Annotated in this window: 17 protein-coding genes and 2 pseudogenes; 10 read left to right on the forward strand and 9 right to left on the reverse strand. The window is 49.3% G+C overall.

What is annotated here, in order from left to right:
- The first annotated feature begins 225 nt into the window (after positions 1–225).
- Positions 226–384 (forward strand): hypothetical protein, encoded by a 159-nt coding sequence (locus NSQ51_RS01030; protein ID WP_155734043.1) that lies wholly within the window; start codon positions 226–228, stop codon positions 382–384.
- A gap of 538 nt (positions 385–922) precedes the next feature.
- On the opposite strand, the gene NSQ51_RS01035 is transcribed toward NSQ51_RS01030, so the two are convergent.
- Positions 923–2,056, reverse strand: a complete 1,134-nt coding sequence (locus NSQ51_RS01035; RefSeq protein WP_121678437.1) for an IS4 family transposase — start codon at positions 2,054–2,056, stop codon at positions 923–925.
- Positions 2,057–2,392: 336 nt separating this feature from the next.
- Here NSQ51_RS01035 and NSQ51_RS01040 point away from each other — a divergent pair, with 336 nt between their 5' ends.
- From NSQ51_RS01040 to NSQ51_RS01050, 3 genes are all read left to right on the forward strand, one after another.
- The gene (locus tag NSQ51_RS01040) at positions 2,393–3,943 is read left to right on the forward strand and encodes an IS1182 family transposase (protein ID WP_183084396.1); all 1,551 of its coding nucleotides are present in this window, start codon (positions 2,393–2,395) and stop codon (positions 3,941–3,943) included.
- 316 nt (positions 3,944–4,259) lie between these two features.
- Positions 4,260–4,817: a cupin domain-containing protein gene (locus NSQ51_RS01045; RefSeq protein WP_049625088.1), complete on the forward strand. Its 558-nt coding sequence runs from the start codon at positions 4,260–4,262 to the stop codon at positions 4,815–4,817.
- Positions 4,818–4,984: 167 nt separating this feature from the next.
- Positions 4,985–5,707 carry a DUF817 domain-containing protein gene (locus NSQ51_RS01050; RefSeq protein WP_049625087.1) on the forward strand — a complete coding sequence of 241 codons (723 nt, stop codon included), beginning with the start codon at positions 4,985–4,987 and terminating at the stop codon, positions 5,705–5,707.
- Here NSQ51_RS01050 and NSQ51_RS01055 read toward each other — a convergent pair.
- Positions 5,676–6,428, reverse strand: a complete 753-nt coding sequence (locus NSQ51_RS01055) for a TatD family hydrolase (protein ID WP_049625085.1) — start codon at positions 6,426–6,428, stop codon at positions 5,676–5,678. The genes NSQ51_RS01050 and NSQ51_RS01055 overlap by 32 nt on opposite strands.
- A gap of 49 nt (positions 6,429–6,477) precedes the next feature.
- Positions 6,478–7,851, reverse strand: a complete 1,374-nt coding sequence (locus NSQ51_RS01060) for a sigma 54-interacting transcriptional regulator (protein ID WP_121650138.1) — start codon at positions 7,849–7,851, stop codon at positions 6,478–6,480.
- Positions 7,852–8,136: 285 nt separating this feature from the next.
- Here NSQ51_RS01060 and NSQ51_RS01065 point away from each other — a divergent pair.
- From NSQ51_RS01065 to NSQ51_RS01080, 4 genes and pseudogenes are all read left to right on the forward strand, one after another.
- Positions 8,137–8,974: pseudogene (locus tag NSQ51_RS01065) on the forward strand (amino acid permease); the annotation flags it as partial.
- A 452-nt stretch (positions 8,975–9,426) separates the two neighbouring features.
- A complete protein-coding gene (pruA, locus tag NSQ51_RS01070; RefSeq protein WP_033016502.1) occupies positions 9,427–10,974 on the forward strand; it encodes an L-glutamate gamma-semialdehyde dehydrogenase in 1,548 nt (515 codons plus the stop codon).
- Positions 10,975–11,044: 70 nt separating this feature from the next.
- Positions 11,045–12,253, forward strand: coding sequence for an ornithine--oxo-acid transaminase (locus tag NSQ51_RS01075; protein WP_033016504.1), 1,209 nt, complete (start codon positions 11,045–11,047; stop codon positions 12,251–12,253).
- A gap of 151 nt (positions 12,254–12,404) precedes the next feature.
- Positions 12,405–13,013, forward strand: a complete 609-nt coding sequence (locus NSQ51_RS01080) for a DedA family protein (RefSeq protein WP_033016526.1) — start codon at positions 12,405–12,407, stop codon at positions 13,011–13,013.
- Positions 13,014–13,075: 62 nt separating this feature from the next.
- On the opposite strand, the gene NSQ51_RS01085 is transcribed toward NSQ51_RS01080, so the two are convergent.
- The 4 genes from NSQ51_RS01085 to NSQ51_RS01100 all read right to left on the reverse strand — a co-directional run bounded on the left by NSQ51_RS01085 (position 13,076) and on the right by NSQ51_RS01100 (position 16,860).
- A complete protein-coding gene (locus NSQ51_RS01085; RefSeq protein ID WP_033016505.1) occupies positions 13,076–14,065 on the reverse strand; it encodes an iron ABC transporter permease in 990 nt (329 codons plus the stop codon).
- Positions 14,062–15,069 carry an iron ABC transporter permease gene (locus NSQ51_RS01090; protein ID WP_049625084.1) on the reverse strand — a complete coding sequence of 336 codons (1,008 nt, stop codon included), beginning with the start codon at positions 15,067–15,069 and terminating at the stop codon, positions 14,062–14,064. The genes NSQ51_RS01085 and NSQ51_RS01090 overlap by 4 nt, the downstream gene beginning before the upstream one ends.
- A gap of 67 nt (positions 15,070–15,136) precedes the next feature.
- Positions 15,137–16,063, reverse strand: coding sequence for an iron-hydroxamate ABC transporter substrate-binding protein (locus NSQ51_RS01095; protein WP_049625083.1), 927 nt, complete (start codon positions 16,061–16,063; stop codon positions 15,137–15,139).
- Positions 16,060–16,860 (reverse strand): ABC transporter ATP-binding protein, encoded by an 801-nt coding sequence (locus tag NSQ51_RS01100; protein WP_049625082.1) that lies wholly within the window; start codon positions 16,858–16,860, stop codon positions 16,060–16,062. The genes NSQ51_RS01095 and NSQ51_RS01100 overlap by 4 nt, the downstream gene beginning before the upstream one ends.
- Before the next feature lie 149 nt (positions 16,861–17,009).
- On the opposite strand from NSQ51_RS01100, the gene NSQ51_RS01105 reads away from it, so the two are divergent.
- On the forward strand, positions 17,010–17,264 hold the full coding sequence (locus NSQ51_RS01105; protein WP_049625081.1) for a hypothetical protein: 255 nt from the start codon (positions 17,010–17,012) through the stop codon (positions 17,262–17,264).
- Between the two features lie 221 nt (positions 17,265–17,485).
- Positions 17,486–18,661: pseudogene (locus tag NSQ51_RS01110) on the forward strand (ISL3 family transposase).
- Between the two features lie 400 nt (positions 18,662–19,061).
- Here NSQ51_RS01110 and NSQ51_RS01115 read toward each other — a convergent pair.
- Together NSQ51_RS01115 and NSQ51_RS01120 are read right to left on the reverse strand one after the other, a co-directional pair.
- On the reverse strand, positions 19,062–19,700 hold the full coding sequence (locus NSQ51_RS01115) for an ATP-binding cassette domain-containing protein (protein WP_049625389.1): 639 nt from the start codon (positions 19,698–19,700) through the stop codon (positions 19,062–19,064).
- A gap of 17 nt (positions 19,701–19,717) precedes the next feature.
- Positions 19,718–21,232, reverse strand: a complete 1,515-nt coding sequence (locus tag NSQ51_RS01120; RefSeq protein WP_183085391.1) for a permease — start codon at positions 21,230–21,232, stop codon at positions 19,718–19,720.
- Positions 21,233–21,254 lie beyond the last annotated feature (22 nt).

Consider the following 21,254-nt stretch of genomic DNA (forward strand, 5'->3'; position numbering starts at 1 on the left):
CATTATTTCCGAATCCGCCTGAAATAATTTGAAAAAGGGATTCTGAAATAATGTGCTAGTTTACAGCAATATAAAAGAAATATTTCAGGTTTCAATGGAGCACAATTTCATGGAGACAATGTCAATTTTGGGGACAATGTAAAACAAGAGAAAACCATAAACTATGGTTTAACAGAACAAATTTTTAAGGAATTATTATCTGAAATTAAAAATATTGCTGACGAGATGCAACGCGAACAGGCTGAGCATTTCGCCAATGAACTGAAAGTCGCCATCGAAAAAAATGATATTGAAAAAGCAAAGAAATTATATGGCTGGTTGGAGAAAATATTAACAAATTCCGCATCATTATTAACACTCGGAACAACCTTTGGTTTGATTTAAAAAATTATTGAGTAACGAAGAAGTTTAACGACCTATTCAAAGGTCGTTTTTAATTTGTACATACAGAATTGATTATGATCACGAAAAATCATTGTTACAACCATGATGTTCGGTTACCAACTTTATTTTTTATTCGAAATTACAATGCTTAATGATCAGTTACCAACTTTAATAAAAGACGTACTACTTTAACAAAGTAAAGAAACCTTGGAATAAAAGAACTATTGGTTACCAACTTTATTTTTCACTAACAGCTGTTGTTGAGTGACAAAAAAAGCCTTATACTCGCGATCGTATCGAAGCGAAACAAATTCAATTCAGTTTGATTGGCAACGAGGATGGGATTCCAATTAGGGAGAAGGAAATAGGATTGAAGGGAATCGAGAAAGGTACCTAAAGGTGCTTTTCTCGATTTTTTATTTGGAGCCAAAAGAGGAGAAATGGATCGTGAATGTTAGTTAATTGATCAAGCAAGGCTTAGCAAAGAGATAAATTAGAATCGAAACAAAAATTTTACATATAAGGGCACGAGTGTTGATTATCCAAAATTAGACATACGCCTTCCATAAATTTGGGCATACTCAAACAAAGCAGCGGCCATCCCGGATTTCCAATCGAGAGGAAGCTGCCCAGAGAAAAAACGGCGAACAAACGAAATGAAGGAAAGAGAGACGTTCGTCCGTTTTTTGGTTTGATCATACAGCCATCGCAGCAACACATACGCGATGAACGCCGCAAACAGTTGGTTGTATACCGCATTTTCCGTCGTGCCAAACAAGGTCGGGACATTCAGATATTGCTTCACCCAACGGAAAAAGATCTCAACAGTCCAACGTTGTTGGTACATGTCGGCAATGGTTTCCGCAGACGCATGGAAGAGGTTCGTCACGACCCGAATGTCGCGGCCATTCGCATCTCGAAAGATCACTACCCGGTGACGCTTGGTGGAGCGGTATTGTTTCGTTCCCAACTGGCACGTGAAGTCGGCTTGAACCGATGAAGATGCGCTCGGAAGGCGGTTCAAGCTTTTTTTCTGATGAAGTTCGATGTTGTCCTTCATCCGAATGACAAAGAGCTGATGCTGCTCCACAAATCGATCGAGGCGTTCGATTTTGAAATACGCCCGGTCTTCCACCAGCACTTGTTGAGCGTTCGTCAACTGTTCTCCCACCGGGCCATCATGACGCAGTCCGATGGTTTCCACCACGTCTGCCGGCAACGAGGATTCCGGCGAATACGCGACGTGCAGCTTCACTCCGGCGCGTTCGCCGTGATACGGAGCCCATGGGAGGCGGTTTTTCCCGACCGTGACGGTCGTCGAATCCACCACCCGAAGCGGTTTGGGAAACCGAAGCGAACGGCGGGTTTGGCGGTTGCACTTGGAAATGATCAACGCCAACAAGCGTTTCATGATGTCATAGGGAACTTCTTTCGCTTTCTTGGATACAGTTGAATAATGGAATCGCGGCAATCCATACAGAGGCCCCACATCGGCTCCGTGGCGAAAGCTTTTCCATTGATGCATGGCGGCCAGCAGGAAGAAGTGAATCAACTCGCGCAACGTAAAGGTTCGAGACGAATCACGATACCCAACCGCTTCGGCAATCAGTTGAATCTCTTCATCCGAAACAAGTTTTTGCATCAAATTCGGGAGTGTGGTATGCTTGTTCATAGAGAGCACCTCCTGGGTTTGTTTGTGTTGCTACTCACATTCTACAGGAAAGGTGCTCTTTTTTCTATACCCTTTGGATTTTATTGGATAATCAACACGCCTGATATAAGGGGGTTTATTAAGATAAAAAATATGGTATAATTTACAAAAAATGAATTCAATATGTTGCATTGAAACTCCTTCCGAAGTCGAGAAAAAGGAAGGGGCTGACCCAAAACGCGAATGCGTTTTGGGATCAGCCCCCACTTTTTTGCCTCAAATATAGAAGAATCGCCCTTTTTTCTGGTAGAATAGAGTCACCAAAACCACTACCACCGAAAGAAGGGCGATTCTTTTATGAAACATGATCATATTTCCTTTAAAGAGTATACCATGGACAACCTCTCTTTGCCAAGCAACATCGCCGATCTCATTCCACGGGATAACATGGCCCACGTGGTTCATGAGATGGTTGAACGCATCCCGATGGAGACGTTTCTTGCTTACTACAAAGGAGGGGGCGCCTCCGCCTATCATCCGAAAATGATGACCAAAATTCTCCTTTACGCTTACACCCAAAAAATGTATCATGGCCGTGAGATTGCACGGCAGCTCGAAGTCCACCTTCCCCTCATGTGGCTAAGTGGATTTCAAAAGCCGGACTTCCGCTCCATCAATCGGTTTCGTTCGGAGCGGATGAAAGACCTGATTGACGACCTGTTCCGGGAAATGATCACGCTGCTCGTGGCCGACGGCTATGTCAAGATGGAAGATTATTTTGTGGATGGAACGAAAATTGAAGCGAATGCCAACCGGTACACCTTCGTTTGGCGCAAATCGGCTGAGAAGTACCAGGAGAAACTCCAAGCCAATGTCGATCGGCTGATTGCCCAGATCGAGGCGATCGTGGAAGAAGAAAAGGCGGAAGACATCGACCCTTCGCCGGCCTTTACGTCAGAAGAAATCCGAAAGAAAACCGAGGAGTGGGAAAAACGGTTGGAGGCCGAGCCGGACAACCAACCGTTGAAGAAGGCCATCAAGAAGATGAAGGAGGACTACTTGCCCCGCAGTGAAAAGTATGAACACCAACTCCATGTATGCGGGGATCGCAACAGCTATTCCAAGACCGATGTGGATGCCACCTTCATGCGGTTGAAGGAGGATCACATGCGAAACGGCCAGCTCAAGCCGGCCTATAACGTACAGGTGGGTTCTTCCGGCCAATTTATTTTGGGGTATTCCCTTCATCAGAGGCCGGGCGACACTCGTTGTCTTCTCCCGCATTTGGAGACCGTTCGAGAGAAGTACGGCGTGGAACCCGAACGTTTGATCGCTGACGCGGCTTATGGCTCGGAAGAGAACTACGTGAAGCTGGAAGAGAAGCACATATCGGCCTTGATCAAGTACCATACGTATGAGAAGGAGAACACGCGCAAGGTCAAGAAAAATCCGCATCATCAGCAGAATTGGACCTATGTGGAAGAAGAAGACGTTTGGATTTGCGCCAATGGGAAAAAGCTGGTTCGCACCGGAACTTCGAAACAGACCACGGAATCAGGATACACCTCGGTCACCCGACACTACCAATGCCATGAATGCGAAGGATGTCCGTTCCGTTCGGCCTGCACGACTTCCAAGTATGGACGAACCACGCAATGGAACCCCATCTATCATGAACAAAAACAGAAAGCCCGCGAACGGTTGGAGAGTGAAGAAGGGCAAGCCCGATACCGCCAACGCCAAACCGACATTGAGAGTGTATTTGGGCAAATCAAACAAAATCGCGGGTTTCGTCGCTTTGTCCTGCGAGGCCTCCAAAAAGTTTCCATCGAATGGGGGCTGGTTTGTGCTGCCCACAATCTTCTCAAAAAAGCCGCTAGGGACAAGCAATTGTCCTTGGTGGCGTAAATGAGGGGGAGAACAGAGTCGGAATTTTGTTCCGTTTGGTAAAATATACAAAAACCAGAGAGGGCTGACTCCAAAAGTCCGCTTTTTGGCGGACTTTTGGGTCAGCCCCTTCTAGTTTTGTAGGGAATTGTTGAATGCAACATAATATCTATAAGGATCTAACCTGTTCGGGTTTCATGGCGGCGAATGGCCACCGCTTTTTGAGGGTTTCTTTTCCTCGCGATGTTTCCGTTTGCCCGTGTGCTCTTGTCACGCCAGACTGAGCCATTGCATAAGATAGTGGCAGATTCCAAGTGTGAGGAGAGTGAACAGGCAATTGAATCCGAATTACGTCCATCCGTATATTAGCACTCAGTGGCCCTACCCGATGTCCAGTTACTTCCCCCCTCATTATGGCTGGTGGAGCTGGTCACCGTATGCTTATGGTATGCTACAACATGCAAGGAACGACAGGTTTCCTTCCATCAAATTGAGAGATTACGGCGGAAAACCGTTCGTTGTCAATATTGAGAGAGCCGCCGAGCAAAATCAAAATTTCCGAACCGCATTATGGACAGGAAAACATTTGCAAGTGACGTTGATGAGCATTGAGGTAGGAGGAGATATCGGACTGGAAGTTCATCCGAATGTGGACCAGTTTATTCGTATTGAACAAGGACAGGGTCTTGTGCAGATGGGGGAACGAAAAGACCGTCTGGATTTTGAAAGAAGAGTGTCCGAAGATGACGCGATCATGATTCCAGCTGGGACGTGGCATAATGTGACCAATATAGGGCATGTTCCCTTGAAGCTATATTCCATTTATGCTCCGCCCGAGCATCCGTTTGGCACGGTTCACAGGACGAAAGCCGAGGCCATGGCCGATGATCGGTGACTGATTTGGCAGTTTCGTTGGAAACCAGAGTTATGTCAGGTTTTCAATTGATTATGGGAAAAAGTAGCCGCAGAGCCCTTCGTCAGGGGTGTTCTGCGGTTTTTGCTTTCAAACGAGGGGTGCCGCCTGCAACATTTAGGGGTTCGTTTGGCAGAACGTCGCGGCTGATCAAAGCGTTTGTGCAGCTTGTTCGCTTCGGTTGGGCGCAGGCGCAATCTTGCGTGTTTCCGGTTGTCATTTTTGCCTCATTGGCGCTGACGAAGATCGCGCCGCTTCCGCTATTGCCGCGGTATGATTGGCTGCTTGTTATTTGCCTGCTCATGCAATGGTGGATGGTGCGGTCAGGGATGGAAACGCGGGATGAACTCAAAGTGATCACCTTGTTCCACGTCATTGGACTTGCGCTCGAGCTGTTTAAAGTGCGCATGGGTTCGTGGTCGTATCCGGAAGAGGGGTATACGAAAATCTTTGGCGTGCCCTTGTACAGCGGCTTTATGTATGCGAGCGTCGCCAGCTATCTTTGCCAGGCGTGGCGAAGGCTGAAGGTGGAGTTGGTGCAATGGCCGCCGTTTTGGATGGTCGTTCCTCTCGCTTCGGCGATTTACTTGAATTTTTTCACCCACCATTATTGGGTGGACGTTCGTTGGTGGCTCTCAAGCCTCGTCATGCTTGTCTTTTGGCGGTCATGGGTGACGTATGAGGTCGGGGGAATCCGCTACCGGATGCCGTTTGTTTTGTCGTTTTTGCTGATCGGATTTTTCATCTGGATCGCGGAAAACATCGCCACCTTTTTTGGCGCTTGGCAATATCCAAACCAGGCGAAGGCGTGGAGCCTTGTTCATCGTACGATAAGGAAGATCAACCGTAAAGCCGTTTTGTGTTCGCCGTGATCATGGTTTTGACTTGTTCGATATCTCGGCCATAGTGTGCCGCCACGGCTCGCGCGGAGTCCAATAGCCATAACGGCGTCGTCAGTTTTCCGGCAAACGGGCCTGCAAACGGCCATGGGCCATCGGTTTCAAGGAGCAGCTGCTCGATGGGAACGAGGGATAACAGCTGCTTGTCGCGCTCGCGGTAGCACACTTCCGGCGTGACGGAGATGTAGTAGCCGCATTGGACGATTTGTTTGACCACGGCAGGCTCGGCCTTCAGCCAGTGGAAATGGGCGTGTCGGACGCCAGCTTGCTGCAAGATGGCCAAGGCGGTTTCGGCGCGGTCGTAGACGGCGTGAAGGGCGAGCGGCAAGGAAGCATCCGCGGCGATGGCCGCGATTTCGGTTAATCGTTCTTGATACGCGGGCAGCTTGGCGCATGCTTCCGCTGAATAGTATGGCAGCCCGACTTCGCCGATGGCGGCGAGCAGCGGCCGCTCTTGCTTGACAAGCTCTGTCCATTCGTTCCAATCGGCTTCGCTTGGCAGCGGTTGCTCGGGATGAAAACCGATGGCGGCGTAGACGAAGGAAGGGAATCGCTGTTTCAACTCGAGCGTTCGGCAGCTGGAGCGCAAATCGGTGGATACGGCGACGACGCCGGTGATGCCCGCTTCTTGCCAACGGTTGATTTGTTCATCGATGTCCGTGTACTGGTCGAGATGAATATGAGCGTCGATCATCCACAGCGACCTCCCCTGTCCTTTTGGCCGTACGATCGCCAACTGCAGCTTATCCCCATTCCTTATCAATCTGGTACTTGCGGATGCGGTATTGCAAGTTTTGTCGGCTTAAGCCGAGCGCTTTGGCCGTTTTGGTGATGTTGAAGCCGTGATGCTGCAGCGCCTTGCGGATGTAGTAAATTTCGACTTCTTCCATGTATTTGTCAAGAGGCAAAATGTCTTCCGTATCAAATAAAAAGTCCGTTTTCGTTTCGTCGGGCGCCAGCTTGGCTCGAAAAGGGGCAGGCAGATGGGCGAGGGTGATGGTTTGTTCTTGTTCCATCGTCGCCATCGTTTCCAACATGACGGCCTCAAGCTCGCGCACGTTGCCGGGCCAGCTGTAAGCAAGAAACGCCTCTTGCACGTCATCGCCGAGTCCTTCGACATGTAGGCCATAGCGCTCGTTGCCTTGACGGATGAAATGGATAGCGAGCGGCAAAATGTCCTCTTTCCGTTCGCGCAACGGCGGCAGGACGATGCAGTGGACGGCAATTTGGTAGTAAAGCGATTTGATCAATTCTCCGTTTTGGACCGCGTCAATCGGGTCGCCGCTTGTCGAGGCGATGAGGCGAACGTCCGCACGAACCGGTTCTTGGCCATGGGCGCGGACAAACTGTTTTTCTTGCAGGAAACGGGCGAGTTTTTGTTGAAGCGGCAGGCTTAACGAGTCAATATCGTCAAGCAGGACGGTGCCGCCGTCCGCTTGTTCAAACAAGCCGGGCTGGATCTCGCCGCCTTCTTCGCTGCCAAACAGCATCGTTTCCATCCAATCGTCCGGAAGCGACAGGCACGTTTGCGCAAAAAACGGCTTGGCCCGCCGTTCGCTTTCATGGTGAATGCAGGAAGCGAGCAAGTCTTTTCCTGTCCCTTTCTCCCCAATGAGCAGCACAGGCGCTTCCGAGCGGGCGGCATGACGCGCAAGGCGGATGGCCTTTTGCATCGCTTCGCTTTGGCTGATGATATCGGCAAACGTGCGGCTGGCTTCCTTGCGTTGGTGGTGTTCTTGGATCAGTTTGCGGAACTTCGTGATGTCTTTGGCGATTTCCACGGCGCCGATGATGCGCCCGTCTTTTTGCAGCGGGTGTGTTTGATTGACCGTTGTCACGGCTTGTCCTTTGTTATTGAAATAGGTTTGCTGCTTGTTCAGAATGCTTTCACCGGTGCGCAGCGCTTCAAGCAATGTGCTCGGCTGCTCCGGGTTGAAGCGGAAGACGTCCAAAATGTTTTTATCGAGCACGTCCTCGATGTTCATACCCTCGATGTCCCGCATTTTCCGGTTGTAAATGACGGTTTTCCCATGTTGATCGACGGCATGGACGCCAAGGTCGATCATTTCGAGAATTTGCTCATACATTGATAAAAGCGTTTCCATATCCCGGTTCACGATCAGCACCTCTCTTTTTTGTATTATAGCATAAGGTGGACGGGAGACAGGAAGGGAAAGAAAGATGTGAAAAATTTTTTTGCTAAATATATTGAAAATAGACAAAAATAGTTCCATAATAAAGTTATAGTTTATTATAAATTGACAAATAGATTTGCAGTAAGGGAGGTTCTGTTCCCTTTCTCGGAATGTAAGCGGTTGCGAAATCGATCATAGAGAGGGGAGAGTTTTCGGGTGCAACCCGTGCAAGAACTGAAACGAGAGCTAAAAAGCAGGCATTGATTTATGATCGCGCTAGGTGGGGTGATCGGCACCGGTTTGTTTTTAGGATCGGGTTATACGATTCATGAGGCGGGGCCAGGCGGGGCCGTCGTTGCGTATACAGCCCGATCCGTTTTTCCCGAATTTTACTGATCATGGCGGATTGTTTCCAAACGGGTTTTGGGCCATCTTTACGACGATGATCCTCGTGAACTTTTCGTTCCAGGGGACGGAATTGGTCGGCGTGGCGGCAGGGGAAAGCCGCGAGCCGGAAAAAACGGTGCCGGTTGCGTTGCGCAACACCGTATGGCGCATTTTGATCTTCTTTATTTTGGCCATTTTTGTGCTGGCTGGTTAGTTTCCGTGGGAGAAAGCCGGCGTTGTGGAAAGCCCGTTTGTTGAGGTGTTTGACAACATTGGCATTCCGTATGCAGCCGATATCATGAATTTTGTCATCATTACCGCGGTGCTGTCGGTGGCCAACTCAGGGTTATACGCGACGTCGCGCGTCCTCTGGTCGATGTCGCGCCAAGGCATGGTCAGTCCGTTTTTCAGCAAGCTATCGAAACGCGGTGTGCCGATCAACGCACTTATTGCCAGCATTGCCATCGGCTGCTTGTCGCTTTTGTGCAGCATTTACGCTGAAGATACAGTGTACGTTTGGCTGACGGCGATCGCGGGATTTGGCGCCGTCACGGTGTGGGCTTCCATCGCGCTGTCCAGCTATTTTGGACGAAAAGCGTTTTTGCGTGAAGGCGGCGATGTGCGCGATCTGAAATACCGGACGCCGTTGTATCCGTTCGTGCCGCTCGCGGCGTTTGTGTTGAATATGGCGACGATCATCGGGCTGGCGTTTATTCCATATAGATGCAACGAAGAAGTTTAACATATCCTTGACGGAAAAGCGGTTTGTCCATTTTCGACTGTCGAAGGCAAGCCATAGGCTTGCCCCGTCACGCCAAGGCGTGACGGAAGACCGAACAACCACCTGCTTCACAGACCCATATATGGGTCTGTGAAGCGGCGTTGTTCGGTCGCCTGACAGTCGATAAAAGCTGCAAATGGTAAATCTTCAAATTGCATCTATACAGATCAACGGATCGCTCTTTACTGCGGCATTCCGTTTTTGCTCGCTTGCTACGTGTACTACCACCTTGTGGCGAAAAAACGGGTTCAGCCCCTAGCCGCAGAAAAAGGGGAGCTCAAGGCGCCAAGTAAAAATCATTGAAAAAAGCCATAATCATTTGCATAATATAACTATGAAACCGTTTTATAACGAAAAATTTTTTTGCCTTTAAAAAGGAGGATGACGAAATGGTGCAGCCGTACAGACACGAACCGCTCACAGATTTTACCGTGGAAGCAAACCGCGAGGCGTTTTTAGCAGCGCTCAAAAAAGTGGAATCGGAGCTTGGGCGCGATTATCCGCTTGTGATCGGCGGCGAGCGGGTGATGACGGAAGACAAAATCACGTCGATCAATCCAGCGAACAAAGCGGAAGTCATCGGCCGGGTGGCGAAAGCGACCAAAGAGCTGGCGGAGCGGGCGATGAAAACCGCTGATGAGGCGTTTCGCACTTGGAGCCGGACGAGCCCGGAAGCGCGGGCCGATATTTTGTTCCGGGCGGCGGCGATCGTGCGCCGGCGCAAGCACGAGTTTTCCGCTTGGCTGGTGAAAGAAGCGGGCAAACCGTGGCGTGAAGCGGACGCCGATACCGCGGAAGCGATCGACTTTATGGAATATTACGGACGGCAAATGCTGAAGCTGAAAGACGGCATTCCGGTTGAGAGCCGTCCGGGGGAAACGAACCGGTTTTTCTACATTCCGCTTGGCGTCGGGGTTGTCATTTCGCCGTGGAACTTCCCGTTTGCCATTATGGCCGGAACGACGGTCGCTTCGCTTGTCACGGGCAATACGGTGCTGTTGAAACCGGCAAGCGCAACGCCGGTCGTGGCGTATAAATTTGTGGAAGTGTTGGAAGAAGCGGGGCTTCCGGCTGGTGTGTTGAACTATATTCCGGGCAGCGGAGCCGAAGTCGGGGATTATCTCGTCGACCATCCGCGCACACGATTTATCAGCTTCACCGGATCGCGGGATGTCGGCATCCGCATTTATGAGCGGGCGGCGAAAGTGCACCCAGGGCAAATTTGGCTGAAACGCGTCATCGCGGAAATGGGCGGCAAAGACGGCATCATTGTCGATAAAGAAGCGGACCTCGAACTGGCGGCGCAATCGATCGTGGCGTCGGCGTTTGGCTACTCTGGGCAAAAATGTTCGGCGTGCTCGCGCGCCATTATCGTCGAAGATGTGTATGACCAAGTGTTGAATCGCGTTGTCGAGCTGACGAAGCAGCTCAACGTCGGCGATCCGGCGGAGCAAGCGACGTTTATGGGACCTGTCATCGACCAAGGGGCGTACAACAAAATTATGGAGTATATCGAAATCGGCAAGCAGGAAGGCCGTCTCATGACCGGCGGGGAAGGAGACGACTCGAAAGGGTTCTTCATCCAGCCGACCGTGTTTGCGGATGTCGACCCGAACGCGCGCATCATGCAGGAGGAAATTTTCGGACCGGTCGTGGCGTTTGCGAAAGCGCGCGACTTTGACCATGCGCTTGAGATTGCGAACAACACCGAATACGGTCTGACAGGAGCCGTCATCTCGCGCAATCGGGCGAATCTTGAAAAAGCGCGGCACGAGTTCCATGTCGGCAACTTGTACTTCAACCGCGGCTGCACAGGGGCGATCGTCGGGTATCATCCGTTTGGCGGCTTCAACATGTCAGGCACTGACTCGAAAGCGGGCGGCCCGGACTATTTGATCCTCCATATGCAAGCGAAAACCGTATCGGAAATGTTTTAAACCAAAAAAGGGCGGCGGCGTCCGCCCTTTTATAGCGAAGAAACGCAGATAAGGAAAGGAGCGGTTGATGATGGCTACGAAGTCCGAACAGCTCATTGAACAGACGGAGCGATACGGAGCACGAAATTATCATCCATTGCCGATTGTCATTTCGGAAGCGGAAGGGGTATGGGTGAAAGACCCGGAAGGCAACCGCTATATGGACATGTTAAGCGCCTATTCGGCCGTCAACCAAGGACATCGTCATCCGAAAATTGTGGAGGCGTTGAAGCGGCAAGCTGACCGCGTCACGCTCACATCGCGCGCCTTCCATAACGACCAGCTCGGCCCATGGTACGAAAAAGTGTGCCGGCTGACGAAAAAAGAGATGGTGCTGCCGATGAACACCGGCGCCGAGGCGGTAGAAACGGCGCTCAAGGCGGCGCGCCGCTGGGCGTATGACGTGAAAGGCGTCCCTGACAATCAGGCGGAAATCATCGTTTGTGAAGGCAATTTCCATGGCCGGACGCTCGCCGCGGTGTCGTTGTCGTCCGAACCGGCTTATAAACGCGGTTTTGGTCCGCTTTTGCCCGGGGTGAAAATCATCCCGTACGGGGATATCGAAGCGCTCAAGGCAGCGATGACACCGAATACGGCGGCGTTTCTTGTCGAACCAATCCAAGGGGAAGCCGGCATCCGCATCCCGCCGCAAGGCTTTTTAAAAGCGGCCTATGACGTGTGCAAAGAACACAACGTGTTGTTCATCGCCGATGAAATCCAAACCGGGCTAGGACGGACGGGGAAGTTGTTTGCTTGCGACTGGGAAAATGTTGTGCCTGATATGTATATTTTAGGGAAAGCATTGGGCGGCGGGGTGTTCCCGATTTCGTGCGTCGTCGCCAACCGCGACATTTTGTCGGTGTTTGAACCGGGCTCGCACGGGTCGACGTTCGGCGGCAATCCGCTCGCTTGCGCGGTGTCGATCGCGGCGCTTGAGGTGATCGAAGAAGAGCGGCTGGCGGAGCGGTCGCTTGAGCTTGGCGAATATTTTTTGGCAAAGTTAAAGCAAATCGAAAACAAGGACATTAAAGAAATCCGCGGCCGCGGCTTGTTTATCGGCGTCGAGCTGCATGGACCGGCGCGTCCGTATTGCGAAACGCTGAAAGAACAAGGGCTGCTTTGCAAGGAGACGCATGAGACGGTCATCCGTTTTGCGCCGCCGCTCATTATTACGAAAGAAGAGCTCGACTGGGCGATTGAGCGGATTGTAAAGGTGCTGTCCCAACCGGCTGCGGTTTAAAAAAGTGGAAAAAAGGTGTCCCGAAAGTACAGCGGGGCGCCTTTTTGTTTTGCGGGGAATGGCGGTTTTCTGTTAAGATAGGGAAAGGATTGCATTGACGCTGCATAAACATCCTACATAAGCGAAGGACGAGTGAATGGAGGAAGAACGCGTGCAGGCTTGGATCACTGATTTTATGGAGCAATTCGGATATATCGGTATTTTTTTGATGATCGCGCTTGAAAATATTTTCCCGCCGATTCCGTCGGAAGTCATTTTGCCGTTTGGCGGGTTCATGACGACGTACACGTCTTTGACGGTGCCAGGCGTCATTGTGGCAGCGACAGCGGGATCGATCGTTGGGGCGATCGTGCTGTATGGGATCGGCCGGCTGTTGTCCGTTGAGCGGCTTGAGCGGATCGTTGACCGCTGGGGCGGATGGCTGCGGGTGAAGCCGGAAGACATTGCCAAGGCGAACCGGACGTTTCATCGCTACGGGGTGTGGGCCGTTTTTTTCGGACGCATGATTCCGCTTGTACGCAGCTTGATTTCCATTCCAGCGGGCATGGCGAAGATGAATATCGGGCTGTTTGTCTGGCTGTCGGTATTGGGGACGCTCATTTGGAATACGATTTTAATCTCCGTCGGCGCGGCGCTCGGCCAGTCGTGGGGAAAAGTATCCGATGTGATTGGCGCGTACGCTGATGTTGTCTATATCATCATCGCGATTGTCATTGTGGTTGCGGTTGTCCGCTTTTGGAAAAGACGCCGGGTTTTATGAACCGGCGTCTTTGTTTGGCGGGTGTCATCGCTCGAACCCGTTCTCATAACGGGCAGCGGATGTCAACGCTTTAACAACAAGTAAATGAAATACGGCGCGCCGATCAAGGAGACGATGACGCCGGCGGGAAGCGGCTCGGCGAGAACGTTGCGCCCGATCGTGTCAGCTGCAAGCAGCAGCCAGCCGCCAATGAGCATGGAGGCCGGAATGACCCGCTCATGGCGTGGGCCAACGATCGACTTGGCGATATGCGGCGCCATTAAGCCGATAAAGGAGATGCTCCCGGTTACAGAGACGGCGGCGGCCGCGACGGCAATAGCTGTTGTCATAAGCACGAGCCGCTCGCGGCGGACGTGGACGCCGACCCCGATCGAAACAGGGTCGCCTAAGTGCAAAATATTGAGATGCTTCGCCCGATATAGCGCCACCAGTGTGCCCGCAGCCAACCACGGCAGCACGGCCCAAATAAACGGCCAATCATCGCCCCAAATGTTGCCGGAAAGCCAGCGGGCGATAAAATCGACTTTTGTCCGGTCGGCGGCGGAAATGAGGACGATCATCAGCCCAGATAGCGCCATCGACATGCCGACGCCGGTTAAGATAAACGGCACCGGCTGCAGCCCGGTTGTTTTCTTGTAGGAGATGGCATAGATGGCAACTGCTGTCAGAATCGCCCCGGTGAAGGCAACGAGCGGCAAGGCGTAAAGAAATGTTCCGGCCTCAATCGGAAAAAACAAAAAGAACAAGGCGACGCCCGCGCCTGCGCCGGCGTTGATCCCAAGCACGCCCGGGTCGGCGAGGTCATTGCGCGTGAGGCCTTGCAATACGGCCCCGGATAAGGCGAGCGCCATGCCGGCCAACAAGGTGATGAAAAGGCGCGGCAGGCGAAGGGAAAACAAAATGAATTCCTCTTCCATCGAACCGTAGCCCAATAGTGTCGGGACGATGCGGTTATATGAGAGCGGCGCATCGCCGGTGCTTAAGGCGACGGCCGCTGTTGCGGCAATGAGCAACGCAAGCACGGCAAAGAGCGAAAAACTTTTTTTTCTCATGAAAAGCCCCTCCCTTGTTTCCGCACGACGAAGAGGAAAAACGGCAAGCCGATGACGGCGATGATGGCGGCCACCGGCGTTTCAAACGGGGCATTGACCGTGCGCGCCGCCGTGTCGGCCAGCACCATGGCGCTGGCGCCGACAGTCGCTGACAGCGGGATGACAAACCGGTAGTCGGCGCCGGCTATTGCCCTCACGAGGTGAGGAACCATTAAGCCGATAAAGGTGATATTGCCGGCGATGGCGACCGACGCTCCTGTTAATAAAAACACAGCGAAAAACAGCCATGTTTTGACGGTCGTTGTTTTTTGTCCAACGCCAACCGCGACGTCTTCACTCAAACTAAGGATCGTCAGCTGCCGTGAATACCATGCGGCAATAGCGAGCCCGGTCGTGATGAGCGGGATGACGATCGACAATTGTTTCCATGAAGCTCCGGCCACCCCGCCTGACATCCACATCGAGACGTCTTTGGAAATGTGGAAATACAGTCCGATTCCTTCGGCGATGGCGAATAAAAGCGTCGAAACCGCCGAGCCGGCCAAGACGATGCGAAGCGGTGAAAACCCTCCTTTGCGGGCGGCGCCGATGCCAAAGACGGCCCCTGCCCCGGCGGCCGCACCAAGCAAACAGGCGACCGTGATCAAAAGATAATGGGCGGAAGGGAAAAAGGCCATTGTCATGGCCAACGCTGCGTTTGCGCCGGCGGTGAGGCCAAGGAGACCGGGGTCGGCAAGCGGATTGCGCGTCATCCCCTGCATGATCGCTCCGGCGACGGCAAGGCCGGCGCCGACAAAGGCGGCCGCTGTTTCGCGCGGCAGACGGAGCTCGCGAATGAGATCAAGCTGTTTGCTTTGTTGATCGGAAAACAACGCCCGCCATACGTCGCTCCATGTCGTATCGGCGACGCCGACTCGCATCGAGCCAAACCAAACGGCGACAAGCAGGCCAAGCGACAGAAAAAACATATAACGAAACGGCCAACGCCGGCGGTCTGCGTCCATTGGTGACTCCCTCTTTGACACAAAGAAGGACGGGACATTCACTGCCCATGAACGCCCCGTCTCGTCGTTATTGGCCTAAAAAATGTTTTTTAAAGAAATCGAGTTGGTAGTCTAACGTAATCGGGTCGTTGAAATAAAATGCCTTCGCATCGGCGACAAACATATGGCCGTTTTTGACAGCAGGGATGTTTTTGAACGTGTTCGTTTCCATAAACGATGTGTCGCCGTCGTCGTTTTTGCTTAAGATGAGATAATCGCCGACAAACTGCGGGAGCGCCTCAAGGGAAACGGCATAGTAGCCCGGTTTGAGCGCCTGTTCTTCTACAGCTTTTGGCATTTTCAGCTTCATTTCTTGATACAAAATCTCAGTGCCGCGCGCCCAGTTGTTGCCGAACACATACAGCTGCTTATCAAAGTTTTCGACTACAGTGACGGTCGCGTTTTCGCCAATTTTGGCCCGGATTTCTTCCCCGGCTTGTTGCGCCCGTTGTTTGAAATCGTCGATCCACGCTTTCGCTTCTTTTTCTTTATTCAACAGTTTCCCGATTTCCAAAAACTGTGTCAAATAATCGACTTTGCCGTATGTAAAGGTGACGGTCGGCGCGATTTTGCTTAATTTGTGGACGTTTTTCGTATTGGATAATCCGATGATTAAGTCCGGTTTTAACGCCATAATTTTTTCAATGTCTTCATCGGTCACGACTTCGGCATCTTTCAGTTTTTCTTGAAAAAGCGGGCTCATTTTCGACCACGAATCCACGCCAACAACGGGGACGTCCAAGGCCAGCACATGTCCGGCAAACGTCGATAAGACGACGACGCGCTTCGGATTAGCCGGCACTTCCACCGGTCCGTTTTCCGATTGGTATGTAATCGTTTCCGTCTTTTTTTCTTTTGGTGAAGCGCTGTTGTTCTTTTGATCGTCCGCCGCGTTGCCGCATGCGCTTAGCACAAGCGCGAACATCAGCAACAATGCAAGCCATGTTTTCCTCATGATGAATAAGCCTCCTTGAGCAATTGATAAGTGAAGCAAATTGGTTTGTTCGTCCGCGGGTCGCGGCCGATGTCGGCGTCGATGCCGAACACGTCGCGGAGCACTTCGCGACAGATAACGTCTTCGCTCCGCCCGGACTTGATGATGGCTCCTGCTTTCATAGCGATGATATAGTCGGCAAAGCGGGCCGCCTGGTTGATGTCATGAAGCACCATGACGATCGTCCGCCCTTCTTCTTGGTTCAGCCGCTCAAGCAGCTCGAGCACCTCAAGCTGATGGGCGATGTCCAAATACGTCGTCGGTTCATCCAAAAAGATGATGTCGGTCTCTTGGGCGAGCGCCATGGCGATCCAGACGCGCTGCCGCTGCCCGCCCGAGAGAGCATCGACCGGCCGGTGCTTTAAGTCGGCCGTTTTGGTGACGTCAAGCGCCCAGTCAATCGCTTCATAATCCCGCTTTGTCAGCCGTCCGAATCCTTTTTGATACGGAAAGCGGCCGTACGAGACGAGCTCAGCGACCGTTAATCCGCTTGTCGCTTCCGGCGTCTGCGGCAAAATGGCCATTTTTTTCGCCAGCTCTTTCGTCGGTTGCTGGGAAATGGCTTGGCCGTCTAAAATGACCGCGCCCGATTGTGGGGAAATGATGCGCGTCAACGTCTTGAGCAGCGTCGACTTGCCGCACCCGTTCGGCCCGATAATGGCAGTGATTTGCCGATCGGGAATGCGGACGGACAATCGTTCAAAAATCGTCCGGTCGTCATAGCGGACGGTGAGCTCCTCGGCATATAAGCGAACCATGCGGCCACCTCCTTTTGGACTAAGAAAATGAAAATCACTATCATTAACAATCTTTATTATAACGAAATTCTTAAAAAAGACAATGAATTTTCTCATCGAAAAAACAAGTTTTATGATGGAAAAAAGAAGGAGAACAGGATGGACAAGGTATGCGGCCGCCACAGCCACTTCCGGTCCATGCGCGCCTTGAGGAGGTCGCGTTTGGCGGCAGTCTGCTCCGCGCCGTTGTTGATGAGAGCGGCCGCCTGGCCGGTCTATTGACAAAAGAGCAGTATTTGGCGGCGCAGGCAAAGGCGTCCCGCCTTCGCTTAAAACAGCCAGAAGCTATGTTCAACCTCACATTTCGCACCCTCTCGACGAAAATCGGGAGGATTTTTTCGTTCCGATGTCGAATGAATCCTTGACACACAAGGAACGTAAAGGAGTTTTTCTCTTATGAACGTTCAAGTCAAAAAGGTCTATCGCAATTCTTATTTGAACCCGTGGTGCTATATAGATGCAATTTGGCTCTTCACCACAAGTTGTACTTGAGATTTTAAGATAGGTATGCATAGGGAAAATAGAGGATACAAAAAATGCGAATTTTCCTGTATGGGGGTGTCCAAACCATTGGAGGAAAATTCGCATGTACGCTCAGTTTATCAAAGAACTCATCGATTTACCAGATGTTTTGATTCAAAAGGTGCGAAAAGAAGAAGAACGTTGGATTTCCGAACTTTCTCTTCCCGAACAATGCCCGTTATGTCCTGTTTGCTTGAAACGCACGATCAACATGACAGGAAAAAAGAAGCAATGGATGCATGGGTATGCTCAACGGATCGGCATCTTTTGGGTGGAACTCCCTGTGGAGCGTAGACGTTGTTGTACATGTGGCATGACATTCAGCACGTCTTATCCCGGAATTTCCCCTCGAAGTGCAGCGACGGATGCGTTTCAGCAATGGGTGGCGCAATCTTGCATCGGAACATCCATTCAGGCGGTGGCTCGTATGCTCAAGCTTCCGTACACGACCGTTGAACGCTGGTTTTATACCCATGCCCCTTCCTTCCTATCGAATGACATCCAACCAAAGGCAGTTTGTGTCGATGAGTTTGCGTTTCGAAAAGGACATGATTACGGAGTGGCAGTCATGGATGCCGAAACGGGAGAAGTGTATGCCGTTGAAGCAGGAAAGAACGAGGAAGCCATTGGACGTGTGTTGGCTCCTGTGTCTGGTTCTGTTCAGTATGTCGTGAGTGATTTGGCTCCAGCGATGAAAAAAGCCATTCAAGGGGGGTGTCCGGAAGCGAAGCATGTGGTCGATTATTTTCATGTGATTCAATTGTTTACGGAAGCGTTGGATCGATGCCGCCAATCCTTCGGAAAAGGGAACAAGAAACACGGGCATGTTCGGTATGTTTGCCGCTGATTGACCCAGTGTCCCGAGAAACTCACCGAGGAGGAGCGCCAAACGGTGCGAAAGTGGCAGAAAGAGAGCGATTCTTTGCAGGCTGTCTATCAATCCCTTCAACATTTTCGTTATGTATCCAAAAGCCAAAACGAGCGACAAGCGAAACGTCGTTTGAACGCCTGGGTTCATCGGTATTTGTTTTGTCCTTGTTCTGCTGTTCGCGCCATCGCAAAATCACTCGTCAAACGAACAGACGAAATCATATCGTGCATTTTATCCCCTTATTCAAATGGGAAAATGGAGGGAACAAATAACAAGATCAAGCTGATGAAACGTGGGGGATACGGATACAGAAATATCCAGCGTTTTGCATGGCGGGTCCGGCTAGAAACAGCTAACATACTTTCATGACAGGTACAAGTACAACTTTTGGTGATGAACCTGCAATTTGAAGATTTACCATTTGCAGCCTTTATCGACTGTCAGGCGACCGAACAACGCCGCTTCACAGACCCATATATGGGTCTGTGAAGCAGGTGGTTGTTCGGTCTTCCGTCACGCCTTGGCGTGACGGGGCAAGCCTATGGCTTGCCTTCGACAGTCGAAAATGGACAAACCGCTTTTCCGTCAAGGATATGTTAAACTTCTTCGTTGCATCTATATAATACCAAATTTGTTCTCAGGTGCTTTGGTATTAGTTTGCGAATAATGCGGCTATAATAGTTATCTCTTACTACCGCTTCGCCAGATTGGAAGTCAGTCCCTCTTTCCCATTTCAACAAAAAATTTATCCTTTTCCCTATGGTAGGAATTACTTCACTTTTTCAAGTTTAAAGTGGTTGATTCTGTAAACTTCATCACAAAGAATATCAATATCCTCTTGATTATGGCTGGTAAGCAAAATAGTTCTCCCTTCTTGCTTGAATTTTCGGAGTAAATTGCGGATATTTTCAACGCTTTCAGCATCCAAAGCATTAAATGGTTCATCTAAAATAAGTGTTTGTTGATCTTCCATAATGGCTTGAGCAAGGGCAAGCTTTTGTTTCATTCCAAGCGAGTAATGTTTTACCTTTTGTGTCGATTCTGGATTTAATCCAACCATCTTCATCGTTTTCTTTATTTTGTCATCATTAATTTTGTTTCTAATTAGGGCTAATGCTTTTAAATTATCAAACCCTGTCTTTCCCGCTATATATCCAGGCCGATCAATGATAATCCCAAAATTATTCGGAAACCGTTTATTGGTACCCAACTCTTCCCCATCCACGATCACACTACCGTGATCAGGAAATATAAATCCGCATATTAGTTTGAATAATACTGACTTGCCAGAACCGTTAGGACCAATAATTCCATAAATTTTCCCCTTTTCCACTGCAAAATTCATATTTTCAAAAATCGTTACCCCTTTAAAAGATTTACTGACTTGATTCAGTTGTATATGTGGCAACTTCCTCACTCCCCTTTTTATAAATCAATGTCTTTTTTATGAAAAATATACAACACAAAAATTATTCCTAAAATATTCCATAAAGATAGAACCACACTTATACGATAAATAGAGTGATCGCTTAATATATAGCCAATACTATTCAATCCAGATGGAATGATTAACCAATTATTAAGACCTGGAAACATAAAGATCGAAAGTATACAAATAGCCAATAGACTATAAAAAATTTCTTTGCTTAGCCAAGAAATAATAAACACAAATAACACATAGAAGAGAACTTGTAGATAACCATTGACAAAAAAATGATAAAATACCTCGGATATCGTAATAGAGTTATCAACAGAAATATAGAAATCAAAAGAAAAACGTTTCAAAGAAGAGAGCAACAAAGAAAATAATGCCAATATTAACAAATAGAATGCAATATATATCATTATTTTGCGATACCATTCCCAAAACCACTTACTTATAGAGCGATAACGCAAAAGCTTATAATAACCAATTTCCGACAATTCTCTTTGTAAATACAATTGTATTAAATAGATAAAACCAAAATATATAACCCAATAAGACAAAAATGACTTTAAACTAAATGTGTGGTTTGAACCGCCTATAAACATGAAAATAAATTGATCCCAAATGGTTTTTCCTAACTTTTCTCGCATACCGGACCATAATGCTATGACAATCAGTGCAAAAAAAATGATATAGCCCCAGTTATATCGCAATTTACTAAATATTTTCGTATTTAAATCTATTCGATTTACACTCCATACAATCAACGTCGCCAATCCTATTACAATTGCGAACGGTCCCCATATATTACCGAACTGTGCAGCCCCCGAATGTAAAATGAGGTAATTGCACAAATTGAATAAATAAGCATGACTAGGAAGAAGTTTAAATGACACTCCACTATATACCCATATGAAAACCGCAATGAATATGACAATACCTTTTCTTTGTGATTTTACATAAATGATGGCTAGAATAAAGTGGATACAAATCAAACTTAGAATGAGTAACGAAAGATGTAATAACAATGCTAAAAAGGGTGTATCTATAAATTTTTGCAATATTTGCGTTTCACTTAGAGAACCATCAAGCTTACTAAACGGGCTCCAACCAGCAAAAGAAGGAGCGCCAATTAATAAAAGCCCACTCACTGCTCCCCAAACTATCGTTGCTATACTGAGGCTTTGAACAAATTTATTTAATGTTTGATACACCCAACTTCGATAAGAACCTAATCGTATAAGAATCGTGTACTCAAAATCAGATATGATAATCGAAATAGAACGGTATAGTAAAACAGGTAAAATGAAATACAAAATAAGATAAATATCACTAAGAAAGCTATGCAACAAGTCCCACTTGTTCAACGATAATTTTGTTTGAACTGAAAAATAATATAATTGTTCTTTCCTTCTTGATCCATATATGTAAATAATCATTCCAAAGATAATCCATTTGAATGTAAATAGTTCATCGATGACATCTTTCCATTTACTTCTTAATATCCTAGCCATAGTGTTTGTGTAGATTCTCCTT

This window comes from Geobacillus sp. FSL K6-0789 (assembly GCF_038593135.1).
GTDB lineage: Bacteria > Bacillota > Bacilli > Bacillales > Anoxybacillaceae > Geobacillus > Geobacillus stearothermophilus.

Coding starts and splice junctions, on each gene's coding strand:
- NSQ51_RS01030 (WP_155734043.1), top strand. CDS start 226: ATGCAACGCGAACAGGCTGAGCATTTCGCCAATGAACTGAAAGTCGCC.
- NSQ51_RS01035 (WP_121678437.1), bottom strand. CDS start 2,056: ATGAACAAGCATACCACACTCCCGAATTTGATGCAAAAACTTGTTTCG.
- NSQ51_RS01040 (WP_183084396.1), top strand. CDS start 2,393: ATGAAACATGATCATATTTCCTTTAAAGAGTATACCATGGACAACCTC.
- NSQ51_RS01055 (WP_049625085.1), bottom strand. CDS start 6,428: ATGATCGACGCTCATATTCATCTCGACCAGTACACGGACATCGATGAA.
- pruA (WP_033016502.1), top strand. CDS start 9,427: ATGGTGCAGCCGTACAGACACGAACCGCTCACAGATTTTACCGTGGAA.
- NSQ51_RS01075 (WP_033016504.1), top strand. CDS start 11,045: ATGGCTACGAAGTCCGAACAGCTCATTGAACAGACGGAGCGATACGGA.
- NSQ51_RS01085 (WP_033016505.1), bottom strand. CDS start 14,065: ATGAGAAAAAAAAGTTTTTCGCTCTTTGCCGTGCTTGCGTTGCTCATT.
- NSQ51_RS01090 (WP_049625084.1), bottom strand. CDS start 15,069: ATGGACGCAGACCGCCGGCGTTGGCCGTTTCGTTATATGTTTTTTCTG.
- NSQ51_RS01095 (WP_049625083.1), bottom strand. CDS start 16,063: ATGAGGAAAACATGGCTTGCATTGTTGCTGATGTTCGCGCTTGTGCTA.
- NSQ51_RS01100 (WP_049625082.1), bottom strand. CDS start 16,860: ATGGTTCGCTTATATGCCGAGGAGCTCACCGTCCGCTATGACGACCGG.
- NSQ51_RS01105 (WP_049625081.1), top strand. CDS start 17,010: ATGCGGCCGCCACAGCCACTTCCGGTCCATGCGCGCCTTGAGGAGGTC.
- NSQ51_RS01120 (WP_183085391.1), bottom strand. CDS start 21,232: ATGGCTAGGATATTAAGAAGTAAATGGAAAGATGTCATCGATGAACTA.